This window comes from Nocardia sichangensis, from assembly GCF_047200615.1.
Classification (GTDB): domain Bacteria; phylum Actinomycetota; class Actinomycetes; order Mycobacteriales; family Mycobacteriaceae; genus Nocardia; species Nocardia sichangensis.
This window is the reverse complement of the sequence record NZ_JBJZOK010000004.1, coordinates 223,225-244,078: the sequence shown is the minus strand read 5'-3', so window position 1 is coordinate 244,078 and position 20,854 is coordinate 223,225. Positions and strand designations below refer to the sequence as shown.

Annotated in this window: 17 protein-coding genes; 11 read left to right on the top strand and 6 right to left on the bottom strand. The window is 69.3% G+C overall.

Going from position 1 to position 20,854, the window contains the following annotated elements; all coding sequences use genetic code 11:
* The first annotated feature begins 63 nt into the window (after positions 1 to 63).
* From ACL03I_RS07620 to ligD, 6 genes are all read left to right on the top strand, one after another.
* Complete coding sequence (locus ACL03I_RS07620) at positions 64 to 1,248, top strand: NAD(P)/FAD-dependent oxidoreductase (RefSeq protein ID WP_412805500.1); 1,185 nt, start codon at positions 64 to 66, stop codon at positions 1,246 to 1,248.
* Entirely contained in the window at positions 1,245 to 2,141 is an 897-nt protein-coding gene (sigJ, locus tag ACL03I_RS07615) for an RNA polymerase sigma factor SigJ (protein WP_412805499.1), read from the top strand. Before ACL03I_RS07620 ends, sigJ (ACL03I_RS07615) begins: the two co-directional genes overlap by 4 nt.
* A gap of 166 nt (positions 2,142 to 2,307) precedes the next feature.
* Positions 2,308 to 2,580 (top strand): hypothetical protein, encoded by a 273-nt coding sequence (locus ACL03I_RS07610; protein WP_412805498.1) that lies wholly within the window; start codon positions 2,308 to 2,310, stop codon positions 2,578 to 2,580.
* A 309-nt stretch (positions 2,581 to 2,889) separates the two neighbouring features.
* Positions 2,890 to 4,395: an MFS transporter gene (locus ACL03I_RS07605; RefSeq protein ID WP_412805497.1), complete on the top strand. Its 1,506-nt coding sequence runs from the start codon at positions 2,890 to 2,892 to the stop codon at positions 4,393 to 4,395.
* On the top strand, positions 4,289 to 4,948 hold the full coding sequence (locus ACL03I_RS07600) for a TetR/AcrR family transcriptional regulator (RefSeq protein WP_355074052.1): 660 nt from the start codon (positions 4,289 to 4,291) through the stop codon (positions 4,946 to 4,948). Before ACL03I_RS07605 ends, ACL03I_RS07600 begins: the two co-directional genes overlap by 107 nt.
* Positions 4,949 to 5,076: 128 nt before the next feature.
* Positions 5,077 to 6,018: a non-homologous end-joining DNA ligase gene (gene ligD, locus ACL03I_RS07595; RefSeq protein ID WP_412805598.1), complete on the top strand. Its 942-nt coding sequence runs from the start codon at positions 5,077 to 5,079 to the stop codon at positions 6,016 to 6,018.
* 63 nt (positions 6,019 to 6,081) lie between these two features.
* On the opposite strand, the gene ACL03I_RS07590 is transcribed toward ligD, so the two are convergent.
* The 6 genes from ACL03I_RS07590 to ACL03I_RS07565 all read right to left on the bottom strand — a co-directional run bounded on the left by ACL03I_RS07590 (position 6,082) and on the right by ACL03I_RS07565 (position 14,662).
* Positions 6,082 to 7,269: an NAD(P)/FAD-dependent oxidoreductase gene (locus ACL03I_RS07590; protein ID WP_412805496.1), complete on the bottom strand. Its 1,188-nt coding sequence runs from the start codon at positions 7,267 to 7,269 to the stop codon at positions 6,082 to 6,084.
* Positions 7,270 to 7,350: 81 nt separating this feature from the next.
* Positions 7,351 to 8,292 (bottom strand): RNA polymerase sigma factor SigJ, encoded by a 942-nt coding sequence (gene sigJ / locus ACL03I_RS07585; RefSeq protein ID WP_397277951.1) that lies wholly within the window; start codon positions 8,290 to 8,292, stop codon positions 7,351 to 7,353.
* A gap of 201 nt (positions 8,293 to 8,493) precedes the next feature.
* The gene (locus ACL03I_RS07580) at positions 8,494 to 9,666 is read right to left on the bottom strand and encodes a formyltransferase family protein (RefSeq protein WP_412805495.1); all 1,173 of its coding nucleotides are present in this window, start codon (positions 9,664 to 9,666) and stop codon (positions 8,494 to 8,496) included.
* A gap of 112 nt (positions 9,667 to 9,778) precedes the next feature.
* Positions 9,779 to 11,521, bottom strand: coding sequence for a tetratricopeptide repeat protein (locus ACL03I_RS07575; RefSeq protein WP_412805494.1), 1,743 nt, complete (start codon positions 11,519 to 11,521; stop codon positions 9,779 to 9,781).
* 31 nt (positions 11,522 to 11,552) lie between these two features.
* Positions 11,553 to 13,367, bottom strand: a complete 1,815-nt coding sequence (locus ACL03I_RS07570; protein WP_412805493.1) for a hypothetical protein — start codon at positions 13,365 to 13,367, stop codon at positions 11,553 to 11,555.
* Complete coding sequence (locus tag ACL03I_RS07565; protein ID WP_412805492.1) at positions 13,364 to 14,662, bottom strand: ABC transporter substrate-binding protein; 1,299 nt, start codon at positions 14,660 to 14,662, stop codon at positions 13,364 to 13,366. Before ACL03I_RS07565 ends, ACL03I_RS07570 begins: the two co-directional genes overlap by 4 nt.
* Positions 14,663 to 14,913: 251 nt before the next feature.
* Here ACL03I_RS07565 and thrS point away from each other — a divergent pair, with 251 nt between their 5' ends.
* From thrS to ACL03I_RS07540, 5 genes are all read left to right on the top strand, one after another.
* Positions 14,914 to 16,134: a threonine--tRNA ligase gene (gene thrS, locus ACL03I_RS07560; protein WP_412805491.1), complete on the top strand. Its 1,221-nt coding sequence runs from the start codon at positions 14,914 to 14,916 to the stop codon at positions 16,132 to 16,134.
* A 110-nt stretch (positions 16,135 to 16,244) separates the two neighbouring features.
* Complete coding sequence (locus tag ACL03I_RS07555) at positions 16,245 to 17,588, top strand: cytochrome P450 (RefSeq protein WP_412805490.1); 1,344 nt, start codon at positions 16,245 to 16,247, stop codon at positions 17,586 to 17,588.
* Positions 17,585 to 18,490, top strand: a complete 906-nt coding sequence (locus ACL03I_RS07550) for an alpha/beta fold hydrolase (RefSeq protein ID WP_412805489.1) — start codon at positions 17,585 to 17,587, stop codon at positions 18,488 to 18,490. The genes ACL03I_RS07555 and ACL03I_RS07550 overlap by 4 nt, the downstream gene beginning before the upstream one ends.
* A complete protein-coding gene (locus ACL03I_RS07545) occupies positions 18,474 to 19,331 on the top strand; it encodes an SDR family NAD(P)-dependent oxidoreductase (protein WP_356964416.1) in 858 nt (285 codons plus the stop codon). The genes ACL03I_RS07550 and ACL03I_RS07545 overlap by 17 nt, the downstream gene beginning before the upstream one ends.
* Positions 19,328 to 20,836 (top strand): flavin-containing monooxygenase, encoded by a 1,509-nt coding sequence (locus ACL03I_RS07540; protein ID WP_397075759.1) that lies wholly within the window; start codon positions 19,328 to 19,330, stop codon positions 20,834 to 20,836. Before ACL03I_RS07545 ends, ACL03I_RS07540 begins: the two co-directional genes overlap by 4 nt.
* Positions 20,837 to 20,854 lie beyond the last annotated feature (18 nt).

The following is a 20,854-nucleotide window of genomic DNA, read 5'->3' as shown; positions in this document are numbered from 1 at the left end:
TGTGAGTGGCGCACATCACATCGCATCGTGTCATGTCTCGGTGATCCGCGGTGTCTTGAGGGCATGACCGAACACAACACACACCACAAGGTCGTCGTTATCGGCGGCGGTTATGCCGGCACAGTCGCGGCCAATCATCTGCGGCTGCGCACCGACGTCGATATCGCGCTTGTGAATCCCCGCCCGAGGTTTGTCGATCGAGTCCGGCTGCACCAGTTGGTTGCCGGTACCGGCGATGCGACGGTCGATTACGGCACGCTGCTCGGTGAAGGCATCGAGCTGGTGGTCGACAGCGCCACGCGCATCGACACCGCCGCCCGCACGGTGCGACTGGCGTCGGGGGGCGCGCTGGACTACGACCATGTCATCTACGCGGTCGGCAGCACGGCGGCCATACCGTCGGTGCCTGGTGCGGCCGAGTTCGCTTTCCCCATCGCTGAATTCGAGGCTGCGCAGCGGCTGCGCGCCAGGCTGGACGAGTTGCCCCTCGATGCTCCGGTCACCGTGGTCGGCGGCGGGGCAACGGGTATCGAAACGGCCGCTGAACTCGCCGAACAAGGACGCATGGTCACTCTGGTGTGTGGTGGATGCCTGATGCCGTCACTGAGTGCGCCGGGTCGCCGTTACGTCGCCAAGTGGATGTCGCGGCACAATGTCGTCGTGCTCGAGGCCAGCAAGGTGACCGAAGTCCGGCCGGATGCGGTCGTTTTCGCCGACGGGGGGATGCGTCCGAGCACGCTCACCATCTGGACGACCGGATTCGGCGTGCCGAAGCTGGCGGCAGACAGCGGGCTTCGCACCGATGCCCTCGGCCGGTTGCTCACCGACGAGACACTGACGAGCATCGACGACGAGCGCATCGTGGCGACCGGCGACGCCGCCGCACCTTCAGGGCAGCCGCTGCGGATGAGTGGCCAGGGCGCGGGCCCGCTCGGGGCGCAGGCCGCCGATACCGTGCTGAGCCGCGTCGCGGGCACCGAACCCGCGGCGATCGACCTGGCCCTGTTGGGAACCTGCGTCAGCCTCGGCCGCCATGTCGGTATCCGGCAGCTCGCGCGCAAAGACGACATCGCGATCAACCTCTACATCGGCGGTCGTGCGGGCGCGAGAATCAAGGAGATGACCTGCAAGATCGGGGTAAGCAAAATCCGCCGGGAGGCCCGCAAGCCGGGTTCGCTGGCCTGGCTCAAGGGCGGCCCGCGTCCTGAGCAGTCGTTCTCCACCGGACAGGTGGTCGGGTCCGCATGACGACCGACGAGCACACCGAGCGTTTCACCTTGCTGCGGCCGTTGCTGTTCACGATCGTCTACGAAATCCTGGGCTCGGCGACCGAATCCGACGACGTGCTGCAGGACAGCTATCTGCGATGGGCCGAGGTGGACCTTGCGACGGTGCGCGACACCAAGTCGTATCTGGCCCGGCTGGTGACCCGTCAAGCGCTCAACTCTGTGCGCGCCGGCACGCGCCGTCGTGAGGACTACATCGGCCCGTGGCTGCCTGAACCACTGCTGGTCGACGAGCACGACGCATCGGCGGATATGGTGCTCGCCGAGTCGGTATCGATGGCGATGCTCGTTTTGCTGGAAACACTCACTCCACACGAACGTGCGGTATTCGTGCTGCGCGAGGTGTTCGGCTTCGACTATGACGAGATCGCCGCAGCGGTGGGCAAATCCGTGATGACGGTGCGCCAGGTGGCCCACCGTGCGCGCTCCCACGTACACGCGCGGCGTAAACGCTTCGAGCCCGTCGACGCAGCCGAGATCGCGCACATCACCGAACAGTTCATGACAGCGGCGACCACTGGTGACACGGCCGGGCTGCTCTCGCTCCTCGCTCCCGAGGTCACCTGGACCGCCGACAGCGGCGGCAAGGCCACCGCGGCGCGGCGACCGGTGGTGGGCGCGGAGAAGGTGGCCGCAGTCCTCATCAAACTGTTCCACGCCAGGCAGCCGACGTCGGACATGCGGATAGAGATGGTCACCTGCAACAACACGCCCGCGATGGTCGCCTACCGCGGCGAGCTGCTCGAAGGTGTCTTCCTGATCGAGATCTCCGACGGGCAGATCACCAACCTCTACGCCATCCGCAACCCGGACAAACTCGCCACGGTGACGGTCCCGCGCAGGATCAGCCGGTAAGGCCGGACGATGTCGTGGTGTTCCGTATGCCGATCCGCCACCGGAACAGCGGGCTCGGCAGCCAGGTCTACGACTGGGCCGACCCGTTCGGCAAGCTGTTCCTGCAAACCCTTACCATGGTTGCCGAATTCGAGGCCAACCCGATCACCTGCGGACCCGCGAGGGCATGGCCAAGGCCCGCGCGAAAGGCCGCCTCGAGGGCAAGCAGCCGAAACCATCTCTCGCCGAGCGGAAAACGATCCACCGCCGCTACCACGACCCCGCCGATGACGCGAGCCTGGCAGACCTCGCCGAGGAATACAGCGTCGGCCGCTCCACCATCCACCGCTGCGAAGCGGCATTTTATGTCCGCTGCGACAGGCCGACACCGTCGAATTCACGGAGTGGAATTTTCGGTCGGCCGAAGAGTGCGCGGCCGCATTGCGTGCCGGTGACGTAACCGCGGCGGAACTGACCGACGAAGCGATCGCTCATATCGAGCGGGACGGCAAGGCGGCGGCCGGCGTTCTTTCGTAGCGGCCGGCGACGGTGCGGGGTTGTTCGAGCCGGTTGATACCGCGGCGAGCATGTTGCGTGCCGGTAGATAGCGGGTCGAACGCCGGTGGCCGGCGTGGCAAGCGGCGGCGGCCGGCCCTTGTGAGGTGAATGGCGTTCACCTATGGTGGTGAACGCCATTCACCTCCGAGAGGGTTTCGCTGTGCCCATTGATTCGCATCCGTCGACGTCTCCGACTGCCGACCGTGGCGTCATGGCCGTTCTGGCGGCTGGTGGCATCGTCACCACGCTGGTGCAGACCGCAGTCGTGCCGCTGCTGCCGCAACTGCCCCGGCTGACCGGCGCGGCACCGGTCGATGTCGGGTGGGTGGTCACACTTACGCTGCTGACCGGCGCGGTCGCCACCCCGCTGCTTGGGCGTGCCGGGGACATGTACGGCAAGCGGCCGATGCTTCTGCTCGCGCTCGGGGCACTCGCCGCCGGGTCGCTGGTGTGCGCATTCGCCTCCACCCTCCCGTGGCTGTTGGTGGGGCGGGCGCTGCAGGGTGTGGGCGCGGCGGTGGTGCCGCTGTCGATCAGTTTCCTGCGGGGTGTGCTGCCGCCGCAGCGGACGGGTTCCTCGGTGGCGCTGATGAGTTCGACGGTGGGCATCGGCGCGGCTCTTGGTCTGCCGCTGGCCGCGCTGTTGGTGCAGTACGCGGACTGGCACGCGATGTTTTGGGCCATGACCATGCTCTCGACGGGTGTGCTCGCCCTGGCGTGGCGGCTGCTGCGGAAAGAGCTGGTCCGGTCGCCGGGGCGTTTCGACCTACTCGGGGCGTGCGGGCTGAGTGCGGGGCTAGTGTTCTTGCTGCTGGCTTTGTCGAAGGCAGGTGAGTGGGGCTGGGGCAGTTGGCGGGTTCTGGGCCTGTCGGGGACGGCGCTGCTGATCCTGACGGGCTGGACTGTCCACCAGCGCCGCGTGTCGCGGCCACTGGTGGACGTGCGCCTCGCGATGCGTCCGGCGGTTCTGCTGCCCCACCTGGCCGCGTCGCTGGCCGGGTTCGCCTTCTACGCCAACTCCCTCGTCACCGCGCAACTGGTCCAGGCGCCCCGGGTCACCGGGTACGGTCTAGGGCTCTCGGTGGTGGCGGCGGGTGTATGCCTACTGCCCAGCGGTGTGATCATGGTGTTGTGTGCTTCCTTGTCCGCCCGCCTGTCCGCCGCCCGCGGGGCCAAGGCCACCCTCACCCTGGGCACGATGATCATCGCGGGCGGCTATGGCCTACGCATCGCCGACAGTCGGCAATTGTGGGCGGTCATCGTGGGCGCGGCCGTGGTCTCGGTCGGCACGGCACTCGCCTACTCCGCCCTGCCCCTGCTGATCATGCGGGCGGTGCCGCTGGAGCAGACCGCCGCAGCGAACGGCCTCAATGTTCTCATGCGCACCATCGGGCAAGCCTTGTGCAGCGCGGTGGTCGCCACCGTGCTGGCCCAGCACACCCGCCCGTTCGCCGACACGGCGGGCGTGGCCGTGGCGGCGCCGACCCTGAACGGGTACCGGGTGGCCTTCGCCGTCGCAGGCGCGGTCGCTCTGCTGGCCTGCGCGGCCGCCTGTCTCGTCCCGCGCCAGCCGCGATCCGCGCCGTCCCTCCTCCAGGAGCCTGAACAAGATGTCCGACCCGAACTCCCCCTCTCCGCGCAGTGCCCGCCTGCGATCGAGGTCCATAGATCCGCCGAAGCCCGACCCGGCCCAGGACCGGTCGGCACGACCGCGTGATGCCGACGCCCGCCGTGCGGACATCCTCGCCGCAGCCCGGCGCGCCTTCGCACGCCACGCCTACGCCGACACCACCATCGCCGCCATCGCCGACGACGCAGGCGTGAGCCCGGCGCTCGTGATGAAGTACTACGGCACCAAGGAACACCTGTTCACCCAGGTCTTCACTTTCGACGCCGACGCCACCGCCCTCTTCGACGCCCCCTTGGACCGCCTCGCCCGGCACATGGTCTTGCATCTGATCGCCACCCAACGCGGAAAGACCCGCGACCCGATCCTGCGCATCGCCTTCTCCCGCCACCACTTGGAACTCGGCGGGCAGGCACGAGCCAACTTCCGCACGCAGGTCATCGACGCCCTCGCCGCCCGCCTCCCTGGCCCGGGCGCCCCGCTGCGAGCGGAGATGGCCATCGGTGTGCTGCTCGGCCTCGGCGCCCTCTACGCGACCGTCCAAGCCGACCAGCTCACCCAACTGGACCCCGACGAAGTCGCCGACCTGTACGTCCCACTCCTGCAACCCCTGCTCTGCGGCGAGGCCCCGACGGGCAGCTGACCAGCGCGGGATTGGCCGAACCCCCACTGGGTGGGGTGCCAGTGGCCTTGTGTAAGTGCCGTGGAGAGAAGCCCGTACCTGATATTTGCTGGCGATATGCTGACTGAGTGCTGTCAGTCCAGGCGCCGATGCTGGCCGTCTCCGGACGGCCACCGCGGGAGCACGGCCGGTGGGCGTTGGAGATGAAATGGGACGGCATTCGCGCCCTCGCGCGGTGCCGGGCGGGGGAATGCCGGTTCTACAGTCGCAACAATCGGGATCTCAGTGGGTCATTTCCTGAGCTCACGGCGGTTCTCGCCGAACTGGGCGAGGGGGGTGAGCTGATCCTCGACGGGGAGATCGTGGCGCCGGATCCGAAGACGGGGGCGCCGTCGTTCGCTCGCCTGCAACGGCGGATGCATGTCGTCTCCCCCAGCGCGGAATTGCTGCGAGGATTCCCGGCGCAGTATCTGGCGTTCGATCTCCTGGCTGTCGAGGGTGCGTCCATCATGAACCTGCCCTACACCGAGCGTCGCGAGCGTTTGGCGGAACTGGCGCTGGACCGGCCTCTGGTCCGGACCCCGCCGTACTACCGCGATATCGACGCCGACACGCTGCTCGACGTCGCTCGCGAACACGGCTTGGAGGGAATAGTCGCCAAGCGTCTCGATTCGGCCTACTACCCCGGGCGGCGGTCTCCGTTGTGGATCAAGACGCCGCTGCGCAAGACGACCGAGGTCGTCGTAGCGGGCTGGCTGCCCGGTACGGGCCGTTTCTCCGCGACGTTCGGCTCATTGGCGCTGGGTGCCTACGACGACAACGATCAGCTGGTGCACGTCGGCAATGTCGGCACCGGCTGGACCATGCGCGACCGCCGTTCGCTGCAAGTTCGCCTGAACGAGCTGTCCCGCTCCGACACGCCCTTCGACGTCCCTCCGCCGCGCGCGGTGGCGGCATCCGCCCACTGGGTCGAGCCGGTCCTCGTCGGCGATATCGAATATCGCGAAGCCACCTCCGAGGGCCTGCGCCACCCCAGCTGGCGCGGGCTGCGCCCCGACAAGTCTCCGCGTGAGGCGAAATGGCCGCTATAACATACAGGTCCGCCCCAGCCTGTCCGGCCGGGGCGGACCTGCACCGGTTCCGCGCCCGCGCGCTCAGACGGTCGCGACCGGAGCCCCTGCGCCGGTCGCGACGACCCGGCGACGCCGCCTCGGCGCCAGTAGGGTCGGGTGCTTCACGGACCAGGCCGCGAGCGAGCAGATCAACTCCTTCACGCGGGCGGCCTTGCGGCCCACGTCGACCTTGGAGGTCGGCTGATCCTCCTTGGTCACCTTCTGCACGATGGCATCGCGGCGGCCGAGGCTGATGCACTGGCTGTTGTAGCCGATGGGGGCATCGGGAATCTCACGTCCGGTCAGCCGAGCGGCAATGGCATCGGCGCCCAGCCAGGCCATCGGGGAGGCGGTGGCGCAGCCCATGCGCAACGTCCTGCCACCCACTCCCGCGGCGTGCGCGGCATCGCCGACGGCGTATACATCCGGGTGCGAGACCGAGCGCTGGGTAGCGTCGACGACGATCCGCCCGGTCTCGGAGACGGTCAGAGTGCTGGCGGCCGCGATCGGGTGCACGGCGAATCCCGCTGTCCAGACGGTCATTTGCGAAGGGATCTGCGCTCCCGATCGGGTGACCACGCCATCTTCGGTGACCCTTATGACGTCGGCGTGCTCGTGGACGGTGATACCGAAGCGTTCGAACGCGCCGCGCAGGTGGCTCTGTGCCTTCTCGTCGAGCCAGTCGCCGACGCCGCCGCGCGCGGCCATCGCGACCTTCAGATCCGGGCGCGCCTCGGCGATCTCGGTGGCGACCTCGATACTGGTCAGGCCACCACCTACGATCAGCACGGTCTCGCCCGCCCGCAGCCGGCTCAGACGTTCCCGCAGCCGCAGCGCCGCCTGCTTGCTCGCCACCTGGTGGGCGTGTTCGACAACGCCGGGCACGCCGAAATCGGCGACGGTGCTGCCAAGGGCGTAGACGAGTGTGTCGTAGGCGAGGGTCTCGGCCCCCTGATCGCCGATCAGTTCGACGGTCTTGCGGTCGGCGTCGACCGAATCGACCCAGGCGATGCGCACCTGGACGCCGGTGCCCGCGAACATCTTCCGCAGTGGACGAACCGGCAGGTCCTGCCCGGCGGCGAGCTGGTGCAGGCGCACCCGTTCGACGAAGTCGGGATCGGCGTTGACCAGGGTGATCTCGACGTCGTCGCGGTGCAGTCGCTTGGCCAGGCGGCCGGCTGCGGTGGCTCCGGCGTACCCGGCTCCGAGGACGACGATGCGGTGCTTCATGGTGTTGCTCCTGTCTCGGTGGGTTCGGAGCTTGAACCGGACAGCCGCACGAATGCTGACAGGAGCAGGGTGTGATGTGGGTCACCATAAATCGGGCAGGGGTTCTCCCGGTGCGTAGGTGGCCCACTGGCGATTGGCGAATGCCAGCTTGTCGGGGTTGACGTGGGCGTGCATGGCGGCGATGCCGTCGGCGGTCACCTCCAGCACCACGACGCCGACGATGCGATCCTCGGCCACCAGGATCAGCGCGGGCCTGCCATTGACGATCGCGGCGAAGGGTGTGGGCTTGCCGCCGAGCTTGTCCCACTTGGCACCCGTAGGTTTGATGGCAAGCCGCACGAACATCGCGATGCGCTCGGCGCCGACGAGCGGCCTGTTCAAGGTGGCGAAGAAGGCGCCGCCGTCACCGATGATGGCGGCGTCATCGGTGAGTAACCGCACCAGCTCGTCGGTTCGTCCGCTGACCGCCGCGGCCAGGAATTCCTCCACGATCCGGCGGGCGGCGGTCTCGTCCACCTCGATACGCGCCCGTTCCACGGCCAAGTGCTGTTTGGCGCGGCGATAGACCTGCTGGCAATTCGATTCTGTGATGTCGAGCAGGTCGGCGATCTCGTGGTGCGAGTAGCCGAAGGCCTCGCGCAGTACATACACCACGCGTTCCTTGGCGGTGAGCCGTTCCATGAGCGTGAGCATGGCGATCGACACCGATTCGCGTTGTTCGACGGTGTCGGCCGGGCCCAGCATCGGGGCGCCGGCCAGCAGCGGCTCCGGAAGCCATTGCCCCACATAGGTTTCCCGGCGCGCACGGGCGGAGGTGAGCTGGTTGAGGCAGAGATTGGTGAGCACCTTGGTCAGCCACGCCTCGGGCGTCTCCACGTATTCGCGGTCGGCGGCCTGCCAGCGCAGATACGTCTCCTGCACCGCGTCCTCGGCGTCGCCGGCCGAGCCCAGCAAGCGGTAGGCGATCGCTTCCAGGCGACCCCTGGAGCGTTCGAACAGATCGGCCTCGCGCGTGAGCAACATGTCGGTCATGGTCGGCCATGCGCACCGGTCGTGTCCAGCGGTAGCGGTCCCCAACCAGCTTGCTCGGAGGCGTCGCGCACGTGCCGGCCGCGACCGGGAACTCGCACTCGCCGACAAGCAGCTCATCCTTCAGCACAACGCTCGGGGGCGTATCCGGCTTCGACATGCACAGTGCCGCCGGCACAATATTGTTCGGTCGAGTCACGGTCGCAGGCCAGGACCGGTGGACTGAACGCGTTCGTCCTCGAAGTCCAGCCGGTAGACCGCGGGCATCGGCATGGCGCGGCTGAATGCCCAGTCGACCTCGCCGCGACCGAACGCGATCAGCGCCCGGGAGATGAACGTCCCGTGGCTGCCCACGACGACGGTCCGGCCGCGGTGCCGGTGCGCCAGCGTCGTCAGGATCGCCGCGGCCCGGTCGGACAACTGTCGCAGGCTCTCGCCACCGGGCCTGGCGAGCGACGGCTCGGCCCAGCTTTCACAGTAGTAGCGCGCATAGTCGGGTGTCGGGCCGATCCCGGACTCCCACTCGCGCAGATCGTGGTCGGTTTCGATGGGCAAGCCGGTGCGACGTGCGAGCGGTTGGATGGTTCGGACTGCGCGGAGGTAGGGGCTGGAGAAGATCACGGTGGGCGACAGGGCTGCCAGGTCGGTGACCAGCAGCTCGGCTTGTTGTTCGCCTGCCGCGGTCAGTGACCGCTCGTAGTCGCCCGGCCCTCCCGCGCGAGGGGTGAACGGCTCAGCGTGACGGACCAGGACGAGAGTGGAGCGGGCAGTGTGCCGGGTAGCGATTCGTCGCACCACATCGGGAAGCAACGTGTGTTCGGCGTGCAGCACCCGCGCGCCGAGTGTCTCGACGGTGTCACCCGGCTGGACCGGTACCTCTACCTGGGCGATGATCTGTCCGGTGTCGTATTCGTCCGAGACGAGGTGGACGGATACGCCGCTGACGGGATCTCCGGCGTCGAGGACGGCTTGATGCACTTGCCCGCCGTACATACCGGGGCCGCCGTGTCGGGGCAGCAGTGCGGGGTGGACGTTGATGATCCGTCCGGAGAACTCCGCTCTGGTGCGCGGCCCGATCTTCTTCAGGTATCCGGCGGTGACCACCCAGTCGGCCGAGTACTCGACGAGCGCGGCGCGGATGGCTTCGTCGGGGTCGTCGTGGGTGCGTCCGGACAGGTGGCGGGCGGGAATCGCGTTGTCGCGGGCGTAGCGCAGCGCACCGGAGTCGCTGTTGTTGCTGATGACGAGCACGATCCGGAACCGTGCGTCCGCCACAAGGGAAGCTCGGTGCAGCGCACGCAGATTGGATCCGTTGTGGGAGGCGATCACCGCGACGCGAAGTTCCGGCACGGCTTCGTAGTCTGGCACAGCGAACTCGCCATGGTCGGTGTGATCGACGCTGGGCGTCGCGGAGGGCGAAGCGGCCGGGTTCGCTTCTCTGCTGCGGGTCGCGAACTCGAACGGCCGGGCCACAGGCAGGTCAGCGAAGGTCTTGCGGCCGGTGGGCGTGATCTTCGACGGATGCGGGCCACTGATCGATCCGAGCCTGCGGGGTGCGGCGGCGGGATCGCAGGAGGTCGCGGAAGCCGCGATCGGCGCGCAGTTGCGAATGTGCGCGTGCCGCATAGTGTTCGACGTGGCGGGCGGTGGGATGCCTGCGCCGGGCTTCGGCGAGCCATCCGGTGGCTTGGCGGAGGGCTTCGGTGCGGGTAAGGGGTGGGTCGGTGGGGAGCAACAGGGTGGCGTGGTCGGGGTCGACGACGATCGCGGAGCCGAGGTGTTGCAGGCAGCGGCCGATGCCGAGGTCGTCGTCGAGGGCGCGGTAGGCGGTCAGGGCGAGCTGCCAGCAGCGCAGGGCTCGGCGGGGTTCGCCGCGGGCCCACCACATCGTGCCCATGGTCTCGTGGGTCTGCGCGCGTCCGTCGGGATCGAGGCCGGCGCGGGTGAGGGACTCGGCGAGTTCGAGACGATCCTGCGCGGCGTCGAGGCGTCCTTGCCGGATGTGCACGACGGCGAGATTGATCAGGGCGCACACCTCACCGGCGACGTCGTCACGCGGCAGCAGCCACCACGCGGTCTCCAGCTGCTCGGCCACCTTGTCCAGCACCGGCGAGCCGGCGTCCAGCTCCCGCAGCGCCGCCTGATGCTCCCAGCGGGCGGCCAAGCTCGTCGACAATCGCCGCGGCCGGTAGCCGCGCGGCCGCTCGGTGAGCCGTCCCGCCCGCAACAACAGCAGATCGCGGTTCAGCTCGTCGGTTTCGGGAAGCGAGCACAGATCGTCGGCCACTCCGCGCCCGTTCTCCCCCAGGCCGATACGCGCGTACCACACGTCCAACGCGTTGCCGATGTCGACCAGGTGCGCGACGGCCGCCGGGGGATAATCCACGCCTCGAGCCGGTGGATGCGGAGAATCCGGTGGATTCACTCGAGCCGCGCACGCGTCCACCAGGGCGCGCAGGTACGGTTCCTCGGTTTCGAACCAGCGCCGAGCGCCCACCGCGAAACGCCGTGACTCCAGCGCGATGGCCCAGCGCCCCGCGCGGTCGGCGTAGTGGTGCAGCAGCGCGGTGAGCGCCGCGGCCCACTGCGGTCCGGCGGTGACCGTCGCTCGATCCGGCAGCCTGGGCACTTGTCGCACGCACCACCGCTGGGCACCGTGCCCGGCGAGAATTCCGCGGCGGTGCAGACCGTCCAGCAGTCTCGCCGCGGTGCGGGCCGAGGGTTCCCGTGCCAGCGGCAACCGTCCCGGCGTGTCCCGAATGGCGTTGAGCACCGCCAGCAGCGCGACGGTTTCATAGTCGTGCACCGGCAGGTCCCGCAGGACCGCGGCGATGAGATGCCCGTCGAGCGCCGCGACCGTCCGTCGCGGCGGCGCGGCTTCCCGGGGCCTCCGGTCGGCGAGCGCGGGGCCCGGCTCGATGAGACCGGCGATGAGGTCCATGTCGCGGGCGGTGCGCATCTTGGTGCGATACCCGCGTGCGAACCGGTACAGCGCGTAGGTCGCCGCCGCGGCGATGAACAGCACCGACAACCAGCGCAGCGGCCCGTTGAAGAACTGCACGACGGCGTTCTCGCCGAACGAATTCACCACCAGGGTGCGCACCAGTTCGAACAACACCGTGTAGGCGACCAGCGACGCGGTGCCAAGGAACCCGATCCAGATCGAGGATCTGGGTGTGGCGGTCTGCCCGACCGGTTCGGTGTGCTCGGTCGAGGTGCTCACCCGATTCCTCCCTCGCCGCCGGCGGCTCGCGTCATCGCAGCACTCCACCGGTCAGGCCCGGCACCACCCAGCGCCGCCAGGTCACCAGCAGCAGCGCCACCGGCAGCACGGCCGACGCCAGCGATCCCGCGGCCAGTTGCGCGCTGTTCTCGCCGAATTGCCGTGCTTCGCCCCACAGCAGCAGCGACCACGGGCTCGCGCCCGCTCCGCTGACCACGAGGCCGATGAAGAAGTCGTTCCACACCTGCACGAACTCCAGTACCGCCACCGCTCCCAGCGCGGGTCCGGAGGAGGCCAGCACGCGCTGGGCGATGGTCCCCGGACTGGCCAGTCCGTGCAGTGCGTCCGCGGCGGTGCTGCCCGGCGGGGACAGCATCGCGCCGCGCAGCACGAGGATGGCGATCGGCAGTCCGGCGGCGGCGTGCACGAGGATCAGCGGGATGCGGGTTCCGGACAGTTCGTACGTGTCGACGAGACCGTCGATCGGCCCGAGGTAGGTCTGCGCGGGCGTCACCGCCAGCACCACCAGCGCTACGACGGCCAGTCGTGCGGCGGTGCCGTTGGGTCGCAGCGCGGCCAGCCGGTAGGCCACCGGCGCGGCGGCGGTGACCACGACCACCGTGACGATCCCCGCGACCCAGGCGGTGGTCTGCAGCGAACGCCACAGTCCGTCGTCGCCCGACACCAGAGCTATGGCCGAGAAGCCGAAGCCGTCGTGCGTACGCAACCCGGTATAGGCGAGCACGCCGATCGGGTACAGCACCAGCACCGACACCAGCACGATGCCCGCCGCCCGCACCGGACCGATGCGCCGCCGTCCCGCCACCGAGATCGCGCGCACCGCCGACCAACTCGCGCGGTGATGGCGTACGTCCACTTGCAGCAGCCAGGCGACCGCGCCCACGAGTACAGCCAGCGGCAGCGCGTAGGCCGCCGCCGCGCCGGGTTCGGCGTCGGCGGCCAGCCGCCACCAGTGCACGGTCGCGCTGTCGACCTGGTATTCGAGCGCCCCCGGTACCCCGATCAGCACCACGTCGAACACCCGCGCGGCCGCGACGCCGACGGCCAGTCCGGCGATCAGCAGCACCGGCCGCAGCAACTCGTACAGCCGGACCGCCAGCGGTCTGCCGTCGTCGCGGTAGAGGTACCCGGCGCGCGCCGGATCGGCTTCGATCGCATGGATTCCCGCGCGGAACAGCGCGGTGAGGAAACCCAGCCAGGTCCACAGGAACGCCGACCCGAGCATCGCCGCCAGCCACCACCGGTAGAGCCCGACGTCCTCGATGTCCAGCCACCGCGCGCCGTTGCCGAAGATCACCCGGAACGCCACCCCGGACACGAACGCCGACACCCCGAACGGCACGATCAGCGGCAGCCACAACCAGCGCGCCGCCCGGCCCCACCAGGCGATCGCCAGCGCCACGAGCAGCAGCCCGATCCCGAACGCCACCCACAACAGTGTGCGCAGGTACGCGCCGCGACCGTCGGCGTTCATCGTGCCGCCCAGCAGCCACAGTCCGGCGATCGTGGCACCGATCGACAACGGCCACAGCAGAATTCGGATCCACGGCACACCCCGCCGCCTGCGCAGCGCGGCGGGCAGCAGCGCACCGGTCGCCGCGACCGCGCACGCGAGCACCGACAACGGGCTGGCCCGGGCGGCGATCAGCACGGTCCATCCCGCCGGTAGCACCAGCAGCGCCACCGTCAGCAGCGTCGCCGGCAGCCCGGCCACCCAGCCCAGCCAGCGCCGTGGCCTGCCGCCCGCGACCAGCGGCCCGCGCATGCGGCGGGTGGCCAGCTCGATGCGCAGACCGTTGACGTCGAAATCCGGAGGCATCGTCATCGGCCCCGCCGATCGACGTCGTCCAGCGCGGCGATGGCACGGTCGGTGGCCTCGGTCGTTCGTGCCTGCCCGCCATCGCCGATCGCGATGAGGAACTCCGTCAGCACCCGCCACAATCCTTCCCGTCCGCCCACCGGCCCGATCCGGTCGGACAGATCGAAGGTGCTGCGCGCGGCGAGCTCACCTGCCGAGGGCGCCAGCAGCGGCGAGTAGTCCGCCTCGGTGCGCAAGTTCGGGGCGAGAAAGCCGCCGTAGCGCTCGATCCACGGCAGGGGGGCGCGAGCGGCGGCCAGTTTCTCGACCAGTTCGTCCGCGCGCGGGGTCGCCTGCCGCGTCACCACGATCACGTCACCGCCGACGATCTTCGGCCGCCCCGGCGCGGTGTCCACCGGCGGGAAGGCCACCACCCCGACGGCGTCGTCGATCTCGCGCCCGGACGCGCGGACCGCGCTGCGCACGATCGGTTCGGCGAAGTCCGGCGCCACGACCGCCGCGGCCCGGCGATGCTGGAACACCTCTCGGATGGCGTCGGAGAACTGCCTGGTCAGCGCGACGCCGACGCCACCGGGGAACGCGTGCCGCTGTCCCCACAGAATCCCCAGATGACCGAAGGCGGCCCGCACCGCCGGGTTGTCCCATTCCCGTTCCCGGTGGTTCTTGGAGGCCAATTCGTCGTAGATGCGGGGTGATTCGGCGAGCAGGACGTTCTCGAAGAAATCGGTGAGCACCCAGCCGTCGGCGGCGGCCAGCGCCAGCAGGCGGGTCGGCGTCTGCGCGAGCACCTCCATCCGGTCGACCCAGCCGTCGAGCGTCCATGCCGCCGGCTCACCCAAGCCGTGGGTGTCGAACTGTTGGCGGTCGAACCACACCAGCGATTTGTCCGCGGCTTTGAACGGCACACCGTAGAGCCGACTCTGGTAGCGCAGCAACAGTTGCCAGGGTTGGGCGTAGCGGGTGCCGAGTTCATCGGCCCACACCGTCTCGGCGAGGGGCCGCAGTTTGCCCGCGTCGGCGAGTTCGCGCACCCGCCCGGCTTGCGGAAGCAGCACCACGTCCGGCGCGGAGCGGCCGCCTGCGGTGAACGCGGTGTCGGTGTTGTCGCCGAGGGGGATGACCTCGACCTCGAAGCCGAGGTCCAGCCCGTCCAGGACGGCGTGGAAGGCGGCGAGTTCCTGGCCGCTCCAGGACACGCCGACGCGCACCGCGTCCGAGCCGCCCAGCAGCACCTCCGGCGCGCACGCGGCAGCCAGCGGGAGGACCATTCCCGCTTGCAGCACCGCTCTGCGCGTCCCCATCGACCCCCGATGTCATTGCGTGCCAGTCGAACTCGATTATGCGTCAGAGCCGTCGCGCCGGTGGCCGCTTTGAAAACTCTCGTGCGCGGGCGCGGACGCCTCTGCTAGCGTCACCGGCATGGAGCGCGCGGCTGTGACGACGACGCCGGAATTCGTCCCGGCGCGCTGATCCACGTTCATTCCAGCTCCGGGGCGAGTGCCCCGGGGTTTCGTCTCGTGGTCACTCGCCCTGTATCGACGAGGAGACCATCATGCCCGACCACCGCGGCCTCGGCCGTGCGCTGCATCTATTCGATACCGACCCGCTCATCGGCGCGGGACTGCCGTTCTGGCTGCCGGACGGCGCGGCCGTGCGCCACGCCCTCGAGGATTACATCCGCGCCGCCGAACGCCGCGCGGGCTACCACCACGTGTATTCGCCGGTGCTCGGCAAACGTGAACTCTACGAATTGTCCGGACACTGGGAGCATTACCGCGACGAGATGTTCCCGCCGATGGATCTCGGCGGTGAGCAGGTGGTGCTGCGCCCGAGCCTGTGTCCCCATCACGCGCTGCTGTTCCGCTCCCGTGCGCACAGCTATGGCGAATTACCCCTGCGCATAGCGGAATTGGGTGGCATGTATCGCTCCGAGCTCTCTGGCGTGCTGGGCGGATTGACCCGGGTGCGCGGGATCCAGCTCAACGACGCGCATATCTTCTGCACCCTCGATCAAGCCGCCGACGAGGTCGCCGCAGCGCTGGCGATGATCGCCGACGCCTATGCCGCACTGGACATCCGCGCCGCCCGCTACCGGTTGTCGCTGCCCGGTCGCGGCGGGAAATACGTTGCCGCTCCGGGTTTGTGGGAGCGGTCGATTGCCGTGCTCACCGCCGCCTTGGACGAGCGCGGCCTGCGTTACGACGCGGTGGACGGCGAAGCCGCGTTCTACGGCCCGAAGATCGACGTGCAGGTGCGCGACAGCGCGGGACGGGAGGCCACTCTGTCCACCGTGCAGGTCGATTTCCATCAACCGGAGCGGTTCGATCTGCGCTACACCGGCGCCGACGGCGTCGCGCACCGTCCGGTCATGGTGCACCGCAGCATCATCGGCAGCATCGAACGGGCCGTGGCCCATCTGATCGAATGCCACGGCGGCCGGTTCCCGGCCTGGCTGGCGCCGACCCAGGTGGTCGTGCTGCCGGTGACCGAGGCCCAGCACTGCGCGGCCGCCCGATTCGAACGCCGTTGCCGCGAGAGCGGGCTGCGGGTGGCGGTCGCGCCGCCGGATCGCGGCAGCCTCGCCGCTCGCATCCGGGAGCACCGGCTCGCGCCGTATCAGGCGATCATCGGCGCGGAGGAACTCACCGCCGACCGTGTGGCGTTGCGGCTGCGTGACGGCCGCCGCCTCGACCCGTTGCCCGCCGCCGAAGCGCTCGACCGCATCGCCGCTCTGCTCGCCGCCCACAGCGCGGCATTGTGGGACGACTGCTGACGGGATCGCGGCGGCAACCCGGGTCGGCATGATGTGAGCCTTGCCACAACGTGGTACGTGCGCGTACCGTACGGGTGGTACATCGAAGTACCACACGAGGAGGTGGGCGTATGCCCGCTGTGCGACTTCCCGACGGGCCATCCACCCCGCCGATCGTGCAGAACCTGCAGATCCTGACGGGGCGCACCCGGACCTGGCGGCGCATGCACGACCGTTACGGATCGGCCTTCACCATCCAGATGCCCCGATTCGGGCGGTCCGTCGTACTCGCCGACCCCGCCGAGATCAAAGCCCTGTTCACCGCGAGCGCCGACCTCGTCGACAACATCGACATCAACCTCGGTCAATTCCTCGGTCCTGGTTCGCTGTTCGCGCTCAGCGGGAACGAACACCGCAAGCAGCGCAAACTGCTCACCCCACCCTTCCACGGCCGCAGACTGACAGTGTACGAATCGCTCATCGAGGAGGAAGCCGTCCGCGAGATGGCGTCCTGGCCCTCGGGCCGCGAGTTCGCGACGATGGACTCGATGATGCGGATCACGCTGAACGTGATCCTGCGCGCGGTCTTCGGCGCCGAAGGCGCGGATTTCGAAGAACTGCGCCGACTGCTGCCCAGACTCGTCCTGATCGGCTCCGGTCTCGCCGCGATCCCGGTTCCCCAGCGGGCGCTGGGCCGGTTCGGCCCCTGGGCCCGCTTCGCGGCCTACCGCCGCCGCTACGACGAGATCGTCGGACAACTCATCGACCGCGCCGCGAGCGACCGGATCGAGGAGCGCGACGACGTGCTCGCGATGATGCTGCTAGCACGCTACGACGACGGCTCGGCCATGTCACACAGTGAGATCGCCGACGAATTGCTGACCCTGCTCACCGCCGGACACGAGACGACGGCGACGACGCTGTCGTGGACGATCGAGCGGCTGCGCAGGCACCCGGATATCCTGCGCCGCTTGGTCGCCGAAGCCGATGCAGGCGGATCACAACTGCGCGAGGCGACGCTGCTGGAGGTGCAGCGCGTGCGGCCGGTCATCGACGCGACCTTCCGGCAGGTCCGGGCCGAAACGCTGCAGCTGGGCCGGTGGACCCTGCCCAAGGGCCAGAAGGTCGTGGCCAACATCCGGTTGATGCACGACAACGAGGAACTCTTCCCGAACGCCCGCGCCTTCGACCCCGACCGATTCGTCGGCGTCCGTCCTGGCACATTCAGCTGGATCCCGTTCGGCGGCGGCAGCCGCCGCTGCATCGGCGCCGCGTTCGCCACCATGGAGATGAACGTCGTGCTGCGCACGCTGCTGCGCGATTTCACGCTCGAACCCACCGATGCCCGCGACGAGCGCACGCACTTCCGCGGCGTCGCGCTCGTCCCGGCCGAGAAGGGCCGCGCCGTGGTGCGCCGTCGCACACCGCCGTCCAGTGGGCGAGCGCTCGACCGCACCGCCGAGGCGGCGGTATGAGCGAGCAGTTCGCCGAAGTCGGCGGCGGCGTCACCCTCGCCTACCAGCAGCACGGCTCCGGCGGTGTCCCACTGCTGTTGATCGCCGGATTGGGTCAACAGTTGCACGAGTGGCCCGACGGGTTGTGCGAGCTCTTGGTCGCGCGCGGCTGCCAGGTCGTCCGTTTCGACAACCGGGACGTCGGCCGCTCGACGCACGCGAATTTCCCGCCACCGGCGCCGGTGCAGATGCTGCGGCGGCGCTGGCATCGCGAGCAGTACACGCTGGCCGATCTGGCCGCCGACACCGTCGGATTGCTCGACGCGCTCGAGCTGCCCTCGGCGCATCTGGTCGGCATGTCGATGGGCGGAATGATCGCCCAGACCGTCGCCGCCCACCATCCCGCCCGGGTCGCATCCCTGACCTCGATCATGTCCACCACCGGCGCCGCGCGGGTCGGCCGCCCGGCCTGGTCGACCTGGCGGTTGATGTTCGCCCGACCGGCACGCACCCGCGACGAGCACATCGATCGCACCGTGCGCATGTACCGGCACATCCGCTCGGCCGGATACCTTTTCGACGAGTCCGCCGTGCGCGCGCGAGCCGCCCGCACCTGGGATCGCGACCCCGGGCCCGCAGCGGGCGTCGGCCGGCAATTGGCGGGCATCGTGAAATCCGGTGACCGGACCCGCGAACTGCGCGCGGTCACCGCCCCGACCTTGGTGCTGCACGGCGACCGTGACCGGATGGTCGCCCCGACCGGCGCCCGCGCCACCGCTCGCGCGATCGCGCACGCGCGCCTGCACACCCTCGCGGGTATGGGCCACGACCTGCCCGCCGCGGTGTGGCCGACACTCGCCGACCTCATCCACGAACACATCCGCACGTCCGAAAGCAGGAGCATCGATGCCCCGCATCCGTAGGCCGTTATCCGGCCGCCCGGTCATGATCACCGGCGCGGCCTCGGGGATCGGGCGCAGCCTCGCCCAGTTGCTTTCCCGCACCGGCTCTCCCGTCGCGATCGCCGATATCGACCAGGCCGGGCTGAAGGAGACGGCGGCGTCGCTGACCGGGCCGGTGCTGACCCGCGTCCTGGACGTGCGCGACGCGGCCGATCAGCTCGCCTTTGCCGACGAAGTCCGCGACTGGCTGTCCGCGCCGCTGGCCGCGGTGTTCAACAACGCCGGTGTCGCGGTCTCCTCCTCGGTGCTCGACGCCGTGGCCGAAGACGACGAATGGCTGCGGCGCATCAACTTCGACGGAGTCGTCAACGGCACCCGCGCCTTCCTGCCCATTCTCGTCGAGCAGGACCACGGCGTGATCGTCAACACCTCCAGCGTGTTCGGGCTGCTGGGCATGCCCAACCAAAGCGCCTACTGCGCGGCCAAATTCGCCGTCCGCGGGTTCACCGACGCCCTGCGCCAGGAACTGCGCGGCACGGGTGTATCCGCGGTGAACGTCCACCCTGGCGGCATCAGCACCAACATCGCCCGCAACGCCCGCGTCCGCAAGGACCCCGAGGGCCGGGGCCGGACGCACGAGCAGATGGCGGCGGAATTCGAGACCATAGCACTGACCACGCCGCAGAAGGCGGCCGAAATCATCCGCCGCGGAGTGGAACACGGCAAGTCCCGCATCCTCGTCGGCCCCGACGCCTACCTGTTCGACGCCCTGGCACGGGTGACACCCACCCACTACTACGGTGTGGTCGCGCTGCTCGAGCGCAGCCTGCGCACCCGGGAACCGAAAGGAGCACGGGCATGAGCGAACACCTCGACGTCCTCATCATCGGAGCGGGCCTGTCCGGCATCGGCGCGGCCCACCACCTGCAGGCCGCCTTCCCGCACCGCACCTACGCGATCCTCGAAGCACGCGACACTCTCGGCGGTACCTGGGACCTGTTCCGCTACCCCGGAGTGCGTTCGGACTCCGACATGCACACCCTCGGATATCGATTCCGCCCGTGGACGCAAGCCGAAGCCATCGCCGACGGTCCCGCGATCCTGCGCTACATCCGCGAAACGGCCGCCGACGCCGGCATCGACCGGTTCATCCGGTACGGGCACCGGGTGACCGAAGCATCCTGGTCCAGCGCCGAGTCACGCTGGAAGGTGTCGGCCGAACACGACGGCGGCACCCGCGAATTCACCTGCGACTTCCTGCTCGTGTGCAGCGGTTACTACCACTACGACGAGGGCTACACCCCGCAGTTCGCCGGCATCGGCGACTTCCGCGGACAGCTGGTGCATCCGCAGCACTGGCCCACCGACCTCGATCACGCGGGCAAGCGGGTGGTCGTCATCGGCAGCGGCGCCACCGCGGTCACCCTGGTACCCGCGCTGACCGACACCGCCGCGCACGTGACGATGCTGCAACGCTCCCCGACCTACATCCTGCCCGTGCCCGCCCGCGACGCCCTGGCCAACCGGCTGCGCGCACTCCTGGGACCGAAACGGGCCTACACCGTGGTCAGATGGAAGAACGTGCTGGTCAGCACACTGATCTACCAGCTGAGCCGACGGCGGCCCCGGCAGATGCGCAGATTCATCCGCAACCTGACCGTCAAGCAACTGCCCGCAGGCTACGACGTCGACACCCATTTCAAACCCGTCTACCAGCCGTGGGATCAGCGGCTGTGCCTGGTGCCGGACGGCGACCTGTTCCGCGCCATCCGCGACGGCCGCGCCACGGTGGTCACCGATCGCATCGACCGGTTCACCGCGACCGGGCTGCGCCTGGCATCCGGCCGCGAGCTCGACGCCGATGTGGTGGTGACCGCGACCGGGCTGCGACTGCTCGCGCTCGGCGGCCTGCGCCTCACGGTGGACGGACACGAGGTCGCACTGCAGCACACCATGGCCTACAAGGGCATGATGCTCAGCGGAGTGCCGAATTTCGCGTTCACCATCGGCTACACCAACGCGTCCTGGACGCTGAAAGCCGATCTGGTCAGCGAATTCGTCTGCCGACTGCTGCGGCACATGGACGCAGGCGGCTACCGGCAGACCACCCCGTGGCCCGACCCCGCCGTGACACCCACACCGCTGCTGGACTTCCAGGCCGGTTACGTATTGCGCGACATCGACCGATTCCCCAAAGCGGGTTCGCGGGCTCCGTGGCGGCTGGGCATGAGCTACGCCCACGACGTGCTCACCCTCCGCTACGGCCGCATCGATGACGGCACCATCCGCTTCACCCGCGGCGGCACACCCTCCGACGACGACCAGGCGATGGCATCGGCACACGATTCCGGGCAATCCACGGCCTGACATCCGGCCGCGGACTCG

Excerpts from the sequence above, each read along its gene's own strand:
- ACL03I_RS07555 (WP_412805490.1), top strand. The coding sequence starts at position 16,245 with ATGCCCGCTGTGCGACTTCCCGACGGGCCATCCACCCCGCCGATCGTG.
- ACL03I_RS07565 (WP_412805492.1), bottom strand. The coding sequence starts at position 14,662 with ATGGGGACGCGCAGAGCGGTGCTGCAAGCGGGAATGGTCCTCCCGCTG.
- ACL03I_RS07545 (WP_356964416.1), top strand. The coding sequence starts at position 18,474 with ATGCCCCGCATCCGTAGGCCGTTATCCGGCCGCCCGGTCATGATCACC.
- ligD (WP_412805598.1), top strand. The coding sequence starts at position 5,077 with ATGCTGGCCGTCTCCGGACGGCCACCGCGGGAGCACGGCCGGTGGGCG.
- ACL03I_RS07610 (WP_412805498.1), top strand. The coding sequence starts at position 2,308 with ATGGCCAAGGCCCGCGCGAAAGGCCGCCTCGAGGGCAAGCAGCCGAAA.
- ACL03I_RS07600 (WP_355074052.1), top strand. The coding sequence starts at position 4,289 with ATGTCCGACCCGAACTCCCCCTCTCCGCGCAGTGCCCGCCTGCGATCG.
- ACL03I_RS07590 (WP_412805496.1), bottom strand. The coding sequence starts at position 7,269 with ATGAAGCACCGCATCGTCGTCCTCGGAGCCGGGTACGCCGGAGCCACC.
- ACL03I_RS07550 (WP_412805489.1), top strand. The coding sequence starts at position 17,585 with ATGAGCGAGCAGTTCGCCGAAGTCGGCGGCGGCGTCACCCTCGCCTAC.
- ACL03I_RS07570 (WP_412805493.1), bottom strand. The coding sequence starts at position 13,367 with ATGACGATGCCTCCGGATTTCGACGTCAACGGTCTGCGCATCGAGCTG.
- sigJ (WP_412805499.1), top strand. The coding sequence starts at position 1,245 with ATGACGACCGACGAGCACACCGAGCGTTTCACCTTGCTGCGGCCGTTG.
- ACL03I_RS07540 (WP_397075759.1), top strand. The coding sequence starts at position 19,328 with ATGAGCGAACACCTCGACGTCCTCATCATCGGAGCGGGCCTGTCCGGC.
- ACL03I_RS07605 (WP_412805497.1), top strand. The coding sequence starts at position 2,890 with ATGGCCGTTCTGGCGGCTGGTGGCATCGTCACCACGCTGGTGCAGACC.
- thrS (WP_412805491.1), top strand. The coding sequence starts at position 14,914 with ATGCCCGACCACCGCGGCCTCGGCCGTGCGCTGCATCTATTCGATACC.
- sigJ (WP_397277951.1), bottom strand. The coding sequence starts at position 8,292 with ATGTTGCTCACGCGCGAGGCCGATCTGTTCGAACGCTCCAGGGGTCGC.
- ACL03I_RS07620 (WP_412805500.1), top strand. The coding sequence starts at position 64 with ATGACCGAACACAACACACACCACAAGGTCGTCGTTATCGGCGGCGGT.